We start from the raw sequence: 16,060 nt of genomic DNA, 5'->3' as shown, positions 1-16,060 counted from the left end.
ATCAGGCGGCGAGGCGCTGGGCGTTGCGCGGGATCTCGACGTCGATCTCGAGGATCGAGACGTCTTCGTCGCGGTCCATCTTGATCTGCACCTTGTCGCGGTCGAATTCGACATGCTTTGCGATCACGGCGAGGATTTCCTCGCGCAGGATAGCCACCAGATCGCTTTCGAGCGAGGCGCGCTCGTGGGCGAGCAGAACCTGCAGGCGTTCCCGCGCCATCGGTGCGGACCGCTGTTTGCGGAACAGAGAGAAAATGCTCATGCGGCCCTCCGCGCGAAGATCTTGTCGAGGAAGCCGCGCTTCTCGCCAGGAATGGTGATCGGAACGTTTTCGCCGGCCAGACGACGGGCGGCATCGAAATAGGCCATGGCAGGCGCGCTGCGGGCATCGGCGAGCGTTACCGGAGCGCCGATGTTGGAGGCGCGCAGGACGTCCATGCTTTCGGGGATGATGCCGAGCAGCGGGATCGACAGGATCTCGAGCACGTCATCGACCTTCAACATGTCGCCGCGCTGCGCGCGATTGGCGTCGTAGCGGGTCAGCAGAAGATGCTTCTCCATGCGCTCGCCGCGCTCAGCTTTCAGCGTCTTGGAGTCGAGCAGACCGATGATGCGGTCCGAGTCACGCACCGAGGAGACTTCCGGATTGGTCACAACGACGGCCATATCGGCATGGCGCATGGCAAGCGTTGCACCGCGTTCGATACCGGCGGGGCTGTCGCAGATGATCCAGTCGAAATACTTCTTCAGCTCGTTGATGACCTGTTCGACGCCTTCGGCGGTCAGGTTATCCTTGTCGCGGGTCTGTGAGGCGGGCAGCAGGAACAGGGTTTCCAGCCGCTTGTCGCGGATCAGCGCCTGCGGCAGCTTGGCGTCGCCCTGGATGACGTTGACGAGATCGTAGACGACGCGGCGCTCGGCACCCATCACCAGATCGAGATTGCGAAGGCCTACGTCGAAATCGACGACGACGACTTTTTCATTGCGCTGTGCCAGCGCTGCACCGAGAGCGGCCGTCGAGGTCGTCTTGCCGACCCCGCCCTTGCCGGATGTCACGACTATCACCTTGCCCATGTGGTTCTCCTGTCTATCCCCGCTCAAGTTCACGTCATTCTCTCTGTCATGATTGCATCCCCCTCCAGCCAAAGCTGAACAGGATGCCCCTTCAATTCTGGATCCATATCGTCGGTCATCGCGTAGACACCGTCGATCGCAACCAGCTCGGATTCGAACTTACGACAGAAGATCCTTGCGTCGGCATTGCCAACGCATCCGGCGAGCGCTCTGCCGCGCAGCGCACCGTAGATGTGGACGGAGCCACCGGCGATCACTTCGGCGCCCGACTGGACCGAACCGATGACCGTGACATCCCCCTGGGTGTAGATCACCGACTGACCGGAGCGGATGGTTTCGCGCACGATCATCGACGGGGCCGAGACCGGGCTCTGCTGCACCACGACCTGAGGGGCTGACTGCCCTGCATGCTCGCGTGCGGCCTCTTCCGTGCCGGTTCCCTTTTCCGATTCGCCCGCTTCGTTGCGTGGCACCTCGTAGTCGGCGGCCGGCTTGCCACCCTTGAGCTGCGGCGGCATGCCCGGCTCGACCAGGGAGGGGCGGCCACCTTCGATGCCCATGATCGAGACATTGCGCGCCGCGAGTTCGGCGATCAGTGCCTTCAATTGCGGACGGTCGATCTCGATCTCGGACACGTCGAGCACGACGGGGCGACCGAGGAAGAACCCGGCAGAGCGGGCCGCGAGATCATCGAGCCGGACAAGCCAGTCGTCGAACGGCGGATCCGGCGTCAGGACGACGGCCAGGAAGGATCTACCCTTGATGCGGATGGAGCGAGGTTCGGTTAGCACTTTGGTCATCTATGTAAACAAATCGTTGATGAAAGGAGTACCGCCGATTTGGTTAACAAATGGTTAACGCGGCGATTTTGCCGTTAGGAAACAGGCGGATCGGGGCATGAAAAAAGCCGCCCGCGGCAAAGGCCGGGGCGGCTTGAAGTTAACCCTTTCCGGCTCATTGAGGAAGCCGGATCAGAGGATCCTGTCGATCAGTAATAAGGCGACAGGCACTGCTGACGGGGGCCGTTATACGGCTGGAAGGTGTTCGAGCGGCTATCGTAGGAGCGGTAGCGGGCATTGCACCAATCATAGTGGCGCGGATTGAGGCCGGCTGCGCGCGGCGCTACCGGACGCGGCTGGGAAATCGCGCCACCGATGATCGCACCGGCTGCGAAGGCTGCCAGTGGGTACCAGTAGCCATTGTGGTAGCGATGACCTGCACGGCGCTCGCGATAGCCACGATGGCCGTTCCAGTAACGTTCGCGCTCGTAGCGGTCGATACGGCGGTCAATGCGGCGGTCCACGCGTCGGTCGAAGCGACGCTCATAGCGGTCTCGATACTGCACAGTGGTGGCGTCGGTCGTGGCCGCGATTGGCGCGACCGGGCGGATGACCTGCGCCTGAGCCGGGATCATACCGGTAATGGCCATGATGGACGCGAGTGCTGCCACGGCGGCCGTCTTCAATGCAGTCTTCATGATGCTTCTCCCTGCATGTTTATCCGGGTCGAACGAAGCGGGCGATGATGCCCGGTCCTCGACCTTGGAACTGAAATTAGCGAAGCCAGCCTGAACTCAGGATTAACGCCGTGTTCATGCTTCGCGTTCCGCGCCCAACGGTCCAGCGACCGTTCCCGCGCGCAAGTGCCCGTCAACGGAGGGAAAGGCCAATTGTTCCCGAATAGCTCAGTAATAGGGCGACAGACAGGTCTGACGCGGTCCATGATACGGCTGGAAGCTGTTGCTGCGCCAGTGATAGGAGCGGTAGCGTTCGGCGCACCAGCTATAGTGCTTCGGGTTGATGCCCGCACCATAATGCACGACGTGGCGGCGCGGGATCGGCCTGTCGACGATCACCCCCGCCCGCATCGAGCGCGGCGAGAGCCAGAGCCCATTGTGATAGACATAGCCCGGTCGATGCAGCCGTTGGCGTTGGCCATGGCCACGGTAGACGTGATGGCGCGAATAGACTGTCACGCGCTCGTAGTGACGGTAGCTGGTATGGCGCTCGTAGATGCGGACTTCGATGCCGCCTGCGCGGACTTCGGTGCCAGACGCCATAAACCCGGCGAAAGCCAGGCATGCGACGGCGAAAGCAGAAACAAGCTTCATGCGTGATCCCCCTTGACCCGGAGACACCTGTTGAACACCCGGCCTTCATGGCCGAGGCCAAGTCCGATCGCATGCCGCCATCGGAAGCCTCCATCAGAGGATGCTAAACCCCAAGGGCCTGCGCTGCAAGGGGTTGAGGGGTAGCGAGACCCATCAGAAAAGCGGGAGGCGAGCCCAATCCGGACCCGCCCTCTCTACACGGTCAACTGGTTGCTTCGGCGACGCCTAGGCTTCGATCTCGATGTCGCCCTTCGGCCTTGAACAGCAGGCGAGGATGTATCCTTCGTCGATCTCGTCATCCAGGATGCCGCCATTGTGGTCCATCTCGACATCGCCCGAGAGCTTCATGACCTTGCAGGTCCCGCAGAGGCCGGACTCGCAGGCCGCCCCGATGCGGACACCGGCAACACGGGCCGCTTGGAGAACCGTGTGGCCAGGGGCGCAGAGGCCGTCCTTGCCGGACATCGCGAAGGTGACCTTAGTGGCCTGCTCGCCATCGGCATGGTCAGCCACCACCACCAGAGGCTCCGCCTTCACCGGCTGGAAGGCCTCCTCGTGGTACTGCTTCATGTCGAAGCCTGCCCCTTCGAGCGCCTCGCGCACGGTCGCCATGAAGGGGGCCGGACCGCAACAGAAGACAGTGCGCTCGAGGAAATCAGGCGCAAGCAGCGCGATCTTTGCCTTGTCGATGCGACCCTTGAGGCCGGACCAGAGCTGGCCGCGACCAAGCTGCTCGATGATGAAGCCGAGCTGGAAGTTCGGCATGTCACGGGCCTTGGCCTCCAGCTCCCAGCGGAAGATGATGTCGTCAGGCGATCGGGCACAGTTGAGGAAGGTGATGTCGCTGTCTGGCGCGCGGTCACTGAGGTCCCGGGTCATCGACATCATCGGCGTCACGCCGGAGCCGGCAGAAACGAAAAGGTATTTCTTGCCGGGGTGCTTGGCATAGGAGAAGTCGCCGAGCGGACCGAAGGCCTTCAGCGCCATGCCGGGCTTCAGGTTGTCGAACATCCAGCGCGTGCCGATGCTGTCCTTCTGCGCCTTGACCGTCACCGCGACCGTATAGGGCCTGGAGGGGCTGGAGGAGAGCGTGTAGGTGCGCATCACCGGCTCAGGCCCGACGGGGATCTCGAGCGTGACGAACTGGCCGGGAAGATAACGGAACCAGAGGCCCGGCTTGTTCGGCTTGAAGGTGAAGGTCATCACGTCGGCAGCTTCCGGCGTGACGGCGACGCATTCCAAGAGATGCTCCCGGTCGGACCAGGGGCGCATCTCGTCGACATGGCGATATTGGGTAACGGCGATGTTCATGATCAAGCCACCACGGACAGGCGGGCCTTGTCGCCCTGCAGGCGGCCCGTCATGAAATTGGAATACCACTCGACGAACTGCATGACGCCACCTTCGTGATCGACGGAATAGGGACCGGGCTCATAAGCCGGCGAGCGGATGCCAAAAGCGTTCTCTTCGACGATCGAACGGTCCTGGTCGTTGGTCATGTTCCAGACATGGGTCAGTTCTTCGAGATCGTAATCGACGCCCTCGACGGCATCCTTGTTGACCAGCCAGGTGGTGGTGACGGCGGTCTCTTCGGCCGACAGCGGCAGGACGCGGAAGGAGATCGCGTGGTCGCCGAGGATGTGGTTCCAGGTCGTGGGATAGTGGAAGAGCAGCATGGTGCCGATATGGCTGATCGGAACGTCGGCGGAGAGCGGCTTCTTCACGGCGCGTTTGCCGGACATGGTGTAGCTCTCGGCATCCTCTATCAGCGGCATGCGGGCCGTGCGGAACTGGCCCGACGGATCCATGTTGAAGGCGGACGGGAGGCCTGCGGCTTCGCAGCGCGCCCAGTGCTCGGAAATGAACGGGTCGTCACCCGCACCCTGGACACCGGTTGCGGTCGGGGCTTCCGGATAGGTGCGGCAGAGCTCCGGGTGATTGCCGGCGCAGTGGTAGCATTCGCGGTTGTTTTCCCAGACGAGCTTCCAGTTGCCCTTCTCGATGATCGTATTCTTGTGGGCGACCTTGGCTTCCCACAGGCGATGCGGGCGCAGATAGGGTTCGATGGAGGCGCGCATGGGGGCGAAATCGGCAGGCTCATTGGCCAGACAGACAAAGATATAGCCGCCAACGCTTTCGCAGTGGACGGTCTTCAGGCCGAATTCGGCCTTGTCGAAGTTCTCGCCCATCTGGCGAGCGAAGACGAGGGATCCATCGAGGTCGTAGGTCCAGTTGTGATAGGGGCAGACGAGCTTGGCAGCGGCGCCCTTGTCCTTGGTGCAGACGCGGTGGCCGCGGTGGCGACAGGTGTTGTGGAAGGCGCGGATCACCTGATCCTTGCCGCGCACGATGACAACAGGGTAGTCGCCGATCTGGGCGGTGAAATAGTTGCCGGCGCGCGGGATCTCGCAATCATGGCCGATAAACAGCCAGTCGCGATACCAGATCATCTCCATGTCGAGCTTGAAGTAGTCCTGGTCGATGTAAAATGGCTGTTCGAGCGAGAAACCCTCGCGGCGGTTCTTCAGCTGGCGCAGCACGTTGGCCTGCAGATCCATGTCGTCCTCGTGTTTCAAAAACTCGGGGGAGATGAGAGCGCAGCCTGCCGTCGCCCTGGGAAGGCGGTGTGCATGGCTATCTCCGGTCGCCCTCCGCAACCTCAAATGTCCGTCTGCCAAGGCTGGTTTCCGGGCTCAGGAGTGGTCCATTTGCGGACCGCGTCGGCGCCTTCCCAGGGTTACCCCCAGTGGCCTTGTGCCAAAACGCATTCTCCACCACCGTTGCGGGGGCAGCGCCGGATTTTGACCGGCTTCCCGATTTCCCACCCTCCCTAGCAGGGCAGCACCTCGAGCTTGCCTGCATCTAATCACAGGCCGCGGGCCTCCGCTGCATTGCAGAACGACACGGCCCAAATCGTTTGCGACATCGCACAGACGACGGTTGAGGGCGGCGATTTCGGGAATCTCCCATTGTTTTCCGAAGGGTGTAGCGGCGGCGTCTTTCTGATCGGTGAAATTATGGCGCAAATGGACGATTTGAGGCAGCGGCCAAGGAACTGCACTGCGGCAAGCCTCGCGAAACCTCGCTGACGTAGAATACCATCAAATCATGATTAACCATGCTGCGTTAAGCTCAAGCAATCAGTCCGGGTACCGTCAGAGCGTCAAGATGCAGAAACTCAGATACTACGCGGCTCCGAAAGCGGAAACGCAAATGCCGCCCTCCTCAAAGGCGGTCCATACCGAGTTCCTCAGAACCGGTCGGATCTCGCGCAGCCGCGAGGACTGGCTGCCGGACGAGCGCCGGTATCTTTCCTATGAGGAAGTGGCAGCCCGGACCGGGCGGCGGCTGGAGCGGGCGGCCGAGACGACGCATGAGCGGATCAACGGCTTTCACCGGTCGATCAAATTCCCCAAAGTCATCTTCCACCGCACGCTGAACAACAGCCCGCATCTGGGCTACTGTCATGTGACGGCGGCGCGCACGAATTTCGCGCAGTATGCCGATGTCAAATGGGCCTTCTACATCGCCAATTTCTTTGCCGAACTCGGTGGGGAAGAGGTGTTCTTCGAGCAGATCAAGCAGAATTACGGACGCATGTATTTCGCCGTAGCAATCAAGCCGGAGGCGGAGGCAAAATCGATGACCATCGATCGTTCGTTTCGCGACAACGGTCTGCTGTTCCAGACCGTGGATCCGAAAGAGGCGCTGCGGAACGTGCTGATGCTCGGCGCGCGAGACGCCGAGCTCAGGAAGATCATCGCAAAACTTTGACAGTGGACTTCGGCGCTCAGGCGCCGAAACCGCCGACCGGCTTCTTCTTGTAGAGCAGCCAATCCTTCGAGACATAATCGCTTGCACCGTAGATCGTCACGGTGTCGCCGCCGGCTGCCTTGGAGGTGGCGAGCGCCTTTTCGGCGAAGTTGGTGAAGTCGAAGGCGTTCGGGGCCTGCTCGGAATAGCAGATGCCGAAGGACATGCCGAGTTGGCCCATGCGCGCACCCGTCGACGAGCCGACGAAATTGGTGGCCTTGAGCTTGGCGCGGACGAGTTCGACGACGCGGCTGATCTCTTCCTGGTCGGACGTGTAGAGCAGCAGACCAAAGCGGCCTGCATCGAAGCGGCAGGCGAGATCGCCACCGCCGGAGACGGCTTCCAGCACCTTGGCGACCTGCATCAGGAAACGCTCGGCTACCGCCGGGCCCATCTGCTCCTGGATGCGCGCATAGTCGTCGATCTCGCCAATGGCGACACCGCAGAGCACTGGCATTTCCGGATTCACATAGATCTTGGCCACAGCCTTGTTGAAGGCGCGGCGGGAGGCCAGACGGGTGACCGGATCAACAAACTTCGCTGCTTCGGCCTCTTCGGCCTCACGCTGCAGGTCGGCGAGCGATGCCGTCTTGTCGACCACGGCGCGCACGACATTGCTGTTCTGGTGGGCGCGCTTTTCGGTCGCGGCCTTCAGCATCTTGATCGACTGGCCGAGCGGCGTGCCTTCGAGATCGGCTTCGGTTAGAATGGTCTTGGAAGCATGGCCGATGACGCGGCCGTAATCGGTCAGCGAAATTTTCTCTTCGTTCAGCAGGCTGATGAAATTGCTCATCTCGGCGCGAACCTGGCCGTTCTGGCGGCTCAACAACCCGTCTTCATGATGATGCGGCAGATATTTGCGGCCGAGTTCGTCGAGGGCTTCCTGGGTCTTGATTTTGCCCAGCGCAATGAACTCTCGCACCAGCTCCGGATTGCTGCCGGAATAGGCTTCATAGACCAGTTCGTAATTGCGCGGCAGACCGTCGATGCCCATCTGATGCATGGCGGTCGCGACACGAAGCGCAATGCTGGCGGCCGGATTCTTGACTTGCTGCATCTGTCCACTTCCCCGAGTGAGGCTTTCCCGTCTCTTGGTCCAGACCATAGGCGAACAATTCTTTCTTTCAGTTACGTCGGTAGTTAAAATTCGAAAGATTTGGGCTCCCCTTTAAAAATTAGGGTGGAAACTGCCCCTAGCTCAGCCGAAAAAGAGGTTTGCCGCCTCGTTCCGCACGGGATAAGGACGATCGAAGGCAGACTGGAAGGCTCTCGAACATGGCGCGGATCATCCCGATCGCTACCGACAAGGACAAGGCGGAGGCCATTGCGGTGGCGACTGAGGTACTGTTGCGCCACCTTCCCGTGGCGACCCCCACCGAGACCGTCTACGGGCTTGCAGCCGACGCAACCCATCCGTCAGCCATAACGTCAATCTACGAGACCAAGGGGCGGCCGCGCTTCAATCCGCTGATCTGCCATATGGCGGATCTCGAGATGGCGGAACGCTACGCCGACTTCGATCCGATCTCGCGGCAACTGGCGGAGGCTTTCTGGCCGGGGCCGATGACGCTCGTTCTGACGCTCAAGGACAATTGCGGCATTCATCCGCTGGCGACCGCGGGGCTCGATAGCGTGGGCATACGCGTGCCTGTCGGCTTTACCGCTGAGCTCATTCGCAGTCTCGACCGGCCACTTGCAGCACCGAGCGCCAATTCCTCCGGACGGATCAGCCCGACGACGGCGCAGCATGTGGAGGCCGATCTCGGCCAGAAGATCGAGGTCATCGTCGATGGCGGCCCCTGCCCCGTTGGCCTGGAATCGACGATCGTGAAGGTGGAAGACGGCGAGATCCGGCTGCTCAGACCGGGTGGCATCGCCGTCGAGGCGATTGAGGCCATCACGGGCAAGTCGGTCATGCGTCCAAAGACGTCTGGAACGGCGGCGATCGAGGCACCGGGCATGCTCGCCTCGCATTATGCGCCGAATGCTGCCGTACGACTGAATGCGACAGAGGTCTCCGGTCGGGAAGCCTTGATCACCTTTGGTCCCGGCGACATATCCGGTGCATCGACAGCACATGCCGTTTTCAACCTGAGCCCCACGGCGGACCTCACCGAGGCGGCCAGCAATCTTTTCGATTATCTGAAGCGGGCCGATGCAAGTGGTGCTGCAAGTATTGCCGTAGCGCCCATCCCGGACGAGGGTCTGGGTGAGGCGATCAACGACCGGCTGATGCGGGCGGCTGCACCACGTGGCTCGGAGGGATGACAAAGATGAATGTGACCATGAGCCTTGCGGACCGTCTGCGCGCCTTCGTCGGTATCGTCGGCGAGGCCAATGCGCTGACCAAGCTCGAGGACATCAAACCCTATCTGACGGAGAACCGGGGGCTCTATCACGGCGCCTCGCCGCTGGTGCTGAAGCCTGGCTCGACCCAAGAGGTTTCAGCCATCCTCAAGCTCGCCTCCGAGACGGGCACATCGATCGTGCCGGTCAGCGGCCGCACCGGACTTGTCGGCGGGCAAGTGCCCCGCGAAGACGGACACGATGTGCTGCTCTCGCTCGAACGTATGAACAGGATCCGGGAAGTCGATCCGGTCGCCGACGTGATCGTCGCCGATGGCGGCGCCATTCTTGCCGATGTGCAGAAGGCGGCCGAGGCGCATGACCGCTTGTTTCCGCTGTCGCTGGGTTCTGAAGGCTCATGCCGGATCGGCGGCAATCTCGCCACCAATGCCGGCGGCACGGCCGTGCTCGCCTATGGCAATATGCGCCAGCTCTGCCTTGGGTTGGAAGTCGTTCTGCCGACCGGCGAGATCTGGGATGGCTTGAGGCGCCTGAAGAAGGACAACAGCGGCTACGACCTGCGCGATCTCTTCATCGGCGCGGAGGGCACGCTTGGAGTGATCACCGGCGCCGTGCTGAAGATGGTACCGCGTCCGCGTGGGCGGCAGGTGGCCTATGCGGGCCTCGCTTCACCGGAGGCAGCCCTTGCCCTTTTCGAGAAGGCGTCGCAGCGCTGCGGCTCGGCGCTCACCGGCTTCGAGCTGATGCCACGCATCGGCGTGGAATTCACCACCAAGCATATTGTCGGCGTGCGTGACCCGCTCGCCTCGATCCATGCCTGGTATGCGCTCATCGACATCTCGACTTCGGATTCGGCCGAGACCGCAGATACGATGATGCATGAGCTTTTGGCAGAAGCGCATGAGGCAGGTCTCGTGTCGGATGCGGCGATCGCCAGTTCGCTGGCCCAGCAGGATGCCTTCTGGCACCTGCGCGAGAGCATGTCCGAAGCGCAGCGACCGGAGGGCGGATCGATCAAGCATGACGTGTCGGTGCCCGTCTCCCGCATCCCGGCCTTCCTCAAGGAGGCGGATGCTGCCGTGCATGCCTTGATGCCGGATGCACGGATCTGCGCCTTCGGGCATCTCGGCGATGGCAATATCCATTACAACATCAGCCAGCCTGTCGGCGCCGACAAGGCAGAGTTCATTGGCCGCTGGCGCGAGGTCAATGCCGTCGTGCATGCGGTCGTGCACAAGCATACGGGCTCGATTTCGGCGGAGCATGGCGTCGGCCAGCTGAAGCGCGACGAGCTTGCAGCCAGCCGTCCGGCCATCGAAACCGACCTGATGCGCCGCATCAAGCAGGCCTTCGATCCCGCCGGCATCATGAACCCCGGCAAGGTGATCGGCTGAGCCCATGACCGGCGCGCCTCGCCTTTCGCTTCGGATTGACCTTTCCAACGGCGCGCGGCTCGGGCCGGGCAAGGCGCAGCTGCTTTCGCTGATTGAGGAGCACGGCTCGATCCGGGCCGCGGGGGCGGCCATGGGCATGTCCTATCGGCGGGCCTGGCTGCTTGCGGACGAGATCAACCGCATGTTCCAGGAGCCGTCGATCCTCACCCGGCATGGCGGCAGAAGCGGCGGTGGCGCGGGCCTCACGCCGTTCGGCGAGACTTTGCTCGTCGCATGCCGGCGCATGGATGCAGAGAGCCGAAACGCACTCAAGAGTGATCTGGCATGGCTTGAAAGCATGCAGGCGGCGGAGTTCGCCGCCGGTGGTAGCAAGGGCGACGACGAAGGCTGATGCGTCAGCGTCTGGCCTGGCGAAACAGGCCTTCCGAAGCGATCGAGACCGTCTTGAACAGCAGATCCACGCGCATTCCAGGCGCGAGTGCAAGTTGGCGACACGAGCGCCGGGTGACCTCGGCAATCAGGCTCTGGCCGTGGCAATCGACGGTCAGCGTCACACTGCCTCCGTCACGCTCGGCAAGATCGACGATGTGACCGCGCAGGCGGTTGAGCGCTGAAAGCCCCTCGCCCGCATCCGTCGCGACGACGATGTCGGAAACCGGCACGAAGACGCGCACCCGTGTCCCGGCCGGCATCGAACTGCGCCGCAGCAGGATCGGGCCGGCTGCTGACAGCGCTTCTGTGAGGCCGTCGTCCTCATGATGCCCAGTGATCTCGGCTTCGATGAAATTACCTGCCGGAAGCTCGCCGGAGGCCTGGGCCACTATAGAAAGTACTTCATCGGGCCGCCCGACGGCATTCGCCCTGCCGGCGTCGAAGGTGACGACGGCCGTTGCCAGCCGGGCCACCTCCTCGACGGAGTGGCTGACATAGAGGATCGGCACGCCGAATTCATCGCGGATGCGCTCGATATAGGGCAGGATCTGCGCCTTCAGCGCGCCATCGAGCGCCGAGAGCGGCTCGTCCATCAGGAGCAGTTTCGGGCTTGCCATCAGCGCACGGCCAAGTGCCACGCGCTGCTTTTCGCCACCGGAGAGATGGGATGGGCGTCGGGCGAGCAGATCGGTAATGCCAAGGAGCGACGTGATGCGGGTGAGATCCTCGCGACGTTCCGCGCGCGGAAGCAGGCGTTCGCCGTAGCACAGGTTCTGCAGGACCGTCAGATGCGGAAAGAGGCGCCCCTCCTGGAAGACATAGCCGATGCGGCGGCGATGTGGCTGTACGAAGGTCGAGGCGTCGCTCCAGGTCTCGCCGTTGAAGCTGATGCGCCCCTCCTGAGGTCGGACCAGGCCGGCAACGGTGTTGATCAACGTCGTCTTGCCAGAGCCCGAGGCACCGAACAGCGCCGTCAGCCCCTCGCCCACCGCAAGATCGGCCTGAAGCGTGAAATCACCCTGACGATGACGGATCGCAAGCTCCAGCATCAGGCGGCCCCCACACGAGCGGCAATGCGGCGTGACAGAAACTCGGAAGCGATGAGGGCGCTGAGCGACAGGACTATCGAGATCACGGTGAGGCGCATGGCGGCGAGGTCACCACCGGGCACCTGCGTGTAGGTATAGATCGCCGATGCCAGCGTCTGGGTTTCGCCGGGAATGTTGGAGACAAAGGTGATCGTCGCGCCGAATTCGCCCATCGATTTGGCGAAAGCGAGGATCACGCCGGCAGCGATGCCGGGCAGGATCAACGGCAGGGTCACCGTGAAGAAGACGTAAGGCGGTGGGGCGCCGAGCGTCGCGGCGGCCGCTTCCAGCCGGCGATCGACGGCATCGAGGGACAGGCGAATGGAGCGCACGAGCAGCGGAAAGCCCATGACGGCCGCGGCAAGGGCCGCACCCGTCCACCGGAAAGAGAAGACGAGGCCGAAGGTCTGCTCCAGAAAGGCGCCGACGGCGCCTCTGCGGCCAAAGGTGATCAGCAGCAGGTAACCCGTGACGACTGGCGGCAGGATCAGCGGCAGATGCACAAGGCCGTTCAGGAGCGACTTGCCCCAGAACTCCTTGCGCGACAAGAGCCAGGCCACCAGCAACCCCAGCGGAAGCGAGAAGGTGACGGCAACGGCCGCGACCTTGAGGCTCAGGAGCATCGCGGTCCATTCTTCGGCCGTCAGGGTCAAATGGGGCATCCCGGATGCTTGGTCATGGCGGTTTTGGCTTCAGTTGGTCTTGGCGAGCACTGTGAAGCCGGCGGCGGTGAAGATGGCATGGGCGTCCGCGCCCTGCAAGTAAGCGAGGAAGTCGGCGGCGCGCGGGTTCTCGCTATCCGTCGTGAGAGCTGCGGGATAGACGATGGCGGGATGGCTGTCCTCGGGAAAGCGGTCGAGGATCTTCACGCCGGGATCAACTTTCGCGTCGGTCTCGTAGACAATGCCAAGCGGTGCTTCGGCGCGCGAGACGAGCAGGAGAGCGGCACGGACATTCTCGGCTTGCGCGACCTTGTCCTTGACGCTCTCCCAGACGCCGAGGTTTTCGAGGGCGGCCTTGCCATAGGTACCGGCAGGAACCGCATCGACATTGGCCATGGCGAGGCGCTCATTGCCCAGAAGTGCGGCAAGTGGAAAGCCTGGCGCGATGGTTGTTGCTGCGGACGAGTCCTTCGGAGCAACCAGCACAATTCGGTTGCCGAGCAGGTTGACGCGGGTTTCCGTCTTGACGCTACCGGCCTTGTCGAGGTGATCCATCCATTTGAGATCGGCAGAGATGAAGACATTCGCCGGTGCGCCCTCCTCGATCTGTTTGGCAAGTGCGGAGCTTCCGGCAAAGGAGAAGGTGACATCTGTACCGCCAGCCGCCTTCCAGGCAGCAGCAACCTTCTCGGCGCTCTCCTTCAGGCTGGCAGCGGCGAAAACGGTCACCGGCTCTTCGGCATGAGCGATGCCGCCGATAGGGCTGGCAGCGGTTACAGCCATCAGTGCAACAATTGCAAATGCGGCACTTCTCAGCGCTTGGATCATCATCAGCTCCCATTCGATATATCCGCTTGGATATATCGATAGCCAAAAATAAACCCGCCGGCAAGATGGCGGCGGGTTGCTTGGTTAAACTGGGATCAGGCCTTGAGCTGCGCCAGACTGAACAGGAGATCGGCGGAAATACTGCCGCCTCCGCCCGCCAGAATGGTGGCTGCGGAAGAAGCTCCGACATTGTTTTCCGTGTCGTACATGGCCGTGTAGCGCTGCAGGAACCGCTCGAGCTTGGCCGGATCCTGAAGCTCGGCCAGGTCGAGGTTGTCGTTGATGACACGCGCCTGCTGGTCGACGTCCATGTTGGAGAATTCGTCCGAGAATCCGAAGGTCGTCCGGAACACCGCCATGAGCGCGTCGTCGGCGATGAGGCCGTAGGCATCGGTGATGTTGGGAGCGGTGCGCTCGAAGTAAAGCGCCAGGCGGACGGCCTCATTGCTTGCGCCTTCGTTTTCTTCCAGCGTCTGCCGGAGATACTTGTTCACAGTTTCGAGGGTCTCGCCACGCTGCTGGACCGTGCCGATCGTCTCGCGGGTCAGATTGCCATTGGCGTCAAAGTTGAAGGAAGCGACGAGTTCAGCCCAGCGGCCATCCGGCTGCTGATTGACGAAGCTCTTGGGGTCGGAGAGGTCCGATGCGAAAACCTGCTTGAGGAAGTCATCGGTAACATTCTCTGCATCCAGGCCGTAGGCGCCGACGACCACGTCGATAACTTCGCGATCGGCGAGCAGCTCCTTGACGGTGTCGATCGACTGAATACGCTCCTGGTACACCTCGGCCTTTTTGGTCGCGGCTTCGCGGGCGGCCGTCTTCTCGTTCTCGTCAAGGAAGCGGACTTCGTTGATGACGAACTGCTTAGCGATCATCGTTGCCGTCAGCGTGTTGTGCGGCGAAAGCGGCACTGCGGCATTGCCTTGGCTGTCGAAGTTGAAGAGCTTCGACATCTCGATCAGACGCGTGTCCTTCGACTTGTTGGCAAAGCTGTTCGGATCAGTGAAATCGCTGGTCAGGGCCTGCCTCAGTTCGCGCACCGAGAATTCGTTGGCCTCGAAACCGAACGTACGCTGCAGGACAAGGCGCATCGTCGTGTCGGTCAGAATGTCATCGACGTTTTCGGCCTCGGAGATATTGGTCTTGAAGAGCTCGGTCAAAGCCTCTTTGCGCTCTACATCCGCATCGTCGTAGAAGGTTGCAAAGCCCGAATTGGTCGATGCGAGCTGTGTGGAACCCTGCGCGGTCATACCGCTTTCGACCGAGCCATCGCTGGCGAAGTTGAATTTGCCGGCGATCGCCACCCAGGCATCGCCACCATTGGTGGCTGCGTAGTTGCCCGGGTCTGAGGTGTCGCTCGTCACGATCAGCTTGAAGGTCGAGGCACCCATCGAGCCCAGCTCGAAGGCCGTCTTGACGTAGTTGAACAGGCGCGCATCGGCGGTCAGTTCGTCGACCGAGGTGATCGTCGCGATCTTCTGCTCGTAATAGGCGCGCTCGCGCTGACGGTAGTAATCCGTAACGTAGATCTGCTCTTCGTCGACATAGAGTGAGACGGTCGCTTCCTTCTGGGCTGCGGTCTGGGCGGTCGCGCCCGACAGCGAGCCGTCGGCATTGAAGCTGAAAGCCTTGGCAAGCTCCAGGAAGTTCGACGCATTGGCCGCACCATTGGCAACCATCTGATTGACATAGCTGTCCGGATCGGACGTGTCGCTGGTCAGGACCTTGGTCAGATGATCCTTCGTATAAAAGGTGCCATCGATGCCGTAGGCGTCGAGTGCGAAGGTCATCAGGCGGCTGTTGTTGACCAGGCCGCTGACGCTGGTGATGTTGTCGATCACGGCCTCGTAGTAGAAGGCTTCCGCCTCCAGCGTATCGCTTTGGGCGGAAAGCGACGCTTCGTATCTTTCGAGCAGGATCGCCTGCTGGGAGTCCGTCTGCAGATCTGTCTTTTCCGCCGAGAATTGGAAGGAGGCGGCGAAGTTGCGGTAACGCTCGTCCGACAGCTGATTGGCAAAGCTGTCTTCGTCGGAGAGGTCGCTGTCCAGAACTTTCTTCATGAAGGCCTTGGCATAGGTCATCTCTTCCAGACCATGGGCCTTCATCGCATAGGAATAGAGCTGGTAGTCGTCGAGGAATTCCTCGACCGTCGACACCTTGCCGATGTTCTCCTTGAAGTACTCGGTCTGGCGCGCAACGACCGGATCCGAAGCGGTGCGGTTGATGCTCCCCTTGATGTCACGGTTGACGAGATTGTAGCTCAGATAGGTCGAAACCATCGGAATTCCTCAGAGAACACAGCGCGCGCGAATCACAGTATGGCGCAAAATCCTTGCCTCAAGCTTTATGAAT

The 16,060-nt window shown here is 61.8% G+C and carries 16 protein-coding genes and 1 riboswitch; of the genes, 4 read left to right on the top strand and 12 right to left on the bottom strand.

Going from position 1 to position 16,060, the window contains the following annotated elements:
- Nucleotide 1: 1 nt before the first annotated feature.
- The 7 genes from minE to BW978_RS05020 all read right to left on the bottom strand — a co-directional run bounded on the left by minE (nucleotide 2) and on the right by BW978_RS05020 (nucleotide 5,742).
- Complete coding sequence (minE, locus tag BW978_RS05050; protein ID WP_006726700.1) at nucleotides 2-262, bottom strand: cell division topological specificity factor MinE; 261 nt, start codon at nucleotides 260-262, stop codon at nucleotides 2-4.
- Nucleotides 259-1,074: a septum site-determining protein MinD gene (gene minD, locus BW978_RS05045; RefSeq protein ID WP_076392751.1), complete on the bottom strand. Its 816-nt coding sequence runs from the start codon at nucleotides 1,072-1,074 to the stop codon at nucleotides 259-261. Before minD ends, minE begins: the two co-directional genes overlap by 4 nt.
- 29 nt (nucleotides 1,075-1,103) lie before the next feature.
- Nucleotides 1,104-1,874: a septum site-determining protein MinC gene (gene minC, locus BW978_RS05040; protein WP_076392749.1), complete on the bottom strand. Its 771-nt coding sequence runs from the start codon at nucleotides 1,872-1,874 to the stop codon at nucleotides 1,104-1,106.
- A gap of 188 nt (nucleotides 1,875-2,062) precedes the next feature.
- Nucleotides 2,063-2,551, bottom strand: a complete 489-nt coding sequence (locus BW978_RS05035; RefSeq protein ID WP_076392747.1) for a BA14K family protein — start codon at nucleotides 2,549-2,551, stop codon at nucleotides 2,063-2,065.
- A 207-nt stretch (nucleotides 2,552-2,758) separates the two neighbouring features.
- Nucleotides 2,759-3,184, bottom strand: coding sequence for a BA14K family protein (locus BW978_RS05030; RefSeq protein WP_076392745.1), 426 nt, complete (start codon nucleotides 3,182-3,184; stop codon nucleotides 2,759-2,761).
- A 225-nt stretch (nucleotides 3,185-3,409) separates the two neighbouring features.
- Nucleotides 3,410-4,495 (bottom strand): FAD-binding oxidoreductase, encoded by a 1,086-nt coding sequence (locus BW978_RS05025; RefSeq protein WP_076392743.1) that lies wholly within the window; start codon nucleotides 4,493-4,495, stop codon nucleotides 3,410-3,412.
- Nucleotides 4,496-4,497: 2 nt separating this feature from the next.
- A complete protein-coding gene (locus tag BW978_RS05020) occupies nucleotides 4,498-5,742 on the bottom strand; it encodes an aromatic ring-hydroxylating oxygenase subunit alpha (RefSeq protein WP_076392741.1) in 1,245 nt (414 codons plus the stop codon).
- A 102-nt stretch (nucleotides 5,743-5,844) separates the two neighbouring features.
- A riboswitch (cobalamin riboswitch) is annotated at nucleotides 5,845-6,048 on the bottom strand.
- Nucleotides 6,049-6,352: 304 nt separating this feature from the next.
- Here BW978_RS05020 and BW978_RS05015 point away from each other — a divergent pair.
- Nucleotides 6,353-6,958, top strand: a complete 606-nt coding sequence (locus BW978_RS05015; RefSeq protein WP_076392739.1) for a DUF6656 family protein — start codon at nucleotides 6,353-6,355, stop codon at nucleotides 6,956-6,958.
- 16 nt (nucleotides 6,959-6,974) lie between these two features.
- On the opposite strand, the gene BW978_RS05010 is transcribed toward BW978_RS05015, so the two are convergent.
- A complete protein-coding gene (locus BW978_RS05010; RefSeq protein ID WP_076392737.1) occupies nucleotides 6,975-8,054 on the bottom strand; it encodes a GGDEF domain-containing protein in 1,080 nt (359 codons plus the stop codon).
- Nucleotides 8,055-8,272: 218 nt separating this feature from the next.
- Here BW978_RS05010 and BW978_RS05005 point away from each other — a divergent pair, with 218 nt between their 5' ends.
- The 3 genes from BW978_RS05005 to BW978_RS04995 are packed head-to-tail and all read left to right on the top strand — an operon-like array spanning nucleotide 8,273 to nucleotide 11,089.
- Nucleotides 8,273-9,265: an L-threonylcarbamoyladenylate synthase gene (locus BW978_RS05005; protein ID WP_076392735.1), complete on the top strand. Its 993-nt coding sequence runs from the start codon at nucleotides 8,273-8,275 to the stop codon at nucleotides 9,263-9,265.
- Between the two features lie 5 nt (nucleotides 9,266-9,270).
- Complete coding sequence (locus tag BW978_RS05000; RefSeq protein WP_076392733.1) at nucleotides 9,271-10,698, top strand: FAD-binding oxidoreductase; 1,428 nt, start codon at nucleotides 9,271-9,273, stop codon at nucleotides 10,696-10,698.
- Between the two features lie 4 nt (nucleotides 10,699-10,702).
- Nucleotides 10,703-11,089 (top strand): winged helix-turn-helix domain-containing protein, encoded by a 387-nt coding sequence (locus BW978_RS04995; RefSeq protein WP_076392731.1) that lies wholly within the window; start codon nucleotides 10,703-10,705, stop codon nucleotides 11,087-11,089.
- 4 nt (nucleotides 11,090-11,093) lie between these two features.
- On the opposite strand, the gene modC is transcribed toward BW978_RS04995, so the two are convergent.
- The 4 genes from modC to BW978_RS04975 form a co-directional block, all read right to left on the bottom strand.
- Nucleotides 11,094-12,179, bottom strand: coding sequence for a molybdenum ABC transporter ATP-binding protein (gene modC / locus BW978_RS04990; RefSeq protein WP_076392729.1), 1,086 nt, complete (start codon nucleotides 12,177-12,179; stop codon nucleotides 11,094-11,096).
- On the bottom strand, nucleotides 12,179-12,880 hold the full coding sequence (gene modB / locus BW978_RS04985; RefSeq protein WP_076392727.1) for a molybdate ABC transporter permease subunit: 702 nt from the start codon (nucleotides 12,878-12,880) through the stop codon (nucleotides 12,179-12,181). Before modB ends, modC begins: the two co-directional genes overlap by 1 nt.
- Nucleotides 12,881-12,910: 30 nt before the next feature.
- Complete coding sequence (modA, locus tag BW978_RS04980) at nucleotides 12,911-13,708, bottom strand: molybdate ABC transporter substrate-binding protein (RefSeq protein ID WP_076393225.1); 798 nt, start codon at nucleotides 13,706-13,708, stop codon at nucleotides 12,911-12,913.
- Nucleotides 13,709-13,803: 95 nt separating this feature from the next.
- Nucleotides 13,804-15,987: a DUF1217 domain-containing protein gene (locus tag BW978_RS04975; RefSeq protein ID WP_076392726.1), complete on the bottom strand. Its 2,184-nt coding sequence runs from the start codon at nucleotides 15,985-15,987 to the stop codon at nucleotides 13,804-13,806.
- Nucleotides 15,988-16,060: the final 73 nt, after the last annotated feature.

It is taken from the genome of Rhizobium sp. RU33A (assembly GCF_900156055.1).
Taxonomy (GTDB): domain Bacteria; phylum Pseudomonadota; class Alphaproteobacteria; order Rhizobiales; family Rhizobiaceae; genus Allorhizobium.
This window is presented reverse-complemented; position numbering and strand designations above follow the sequence as displayed.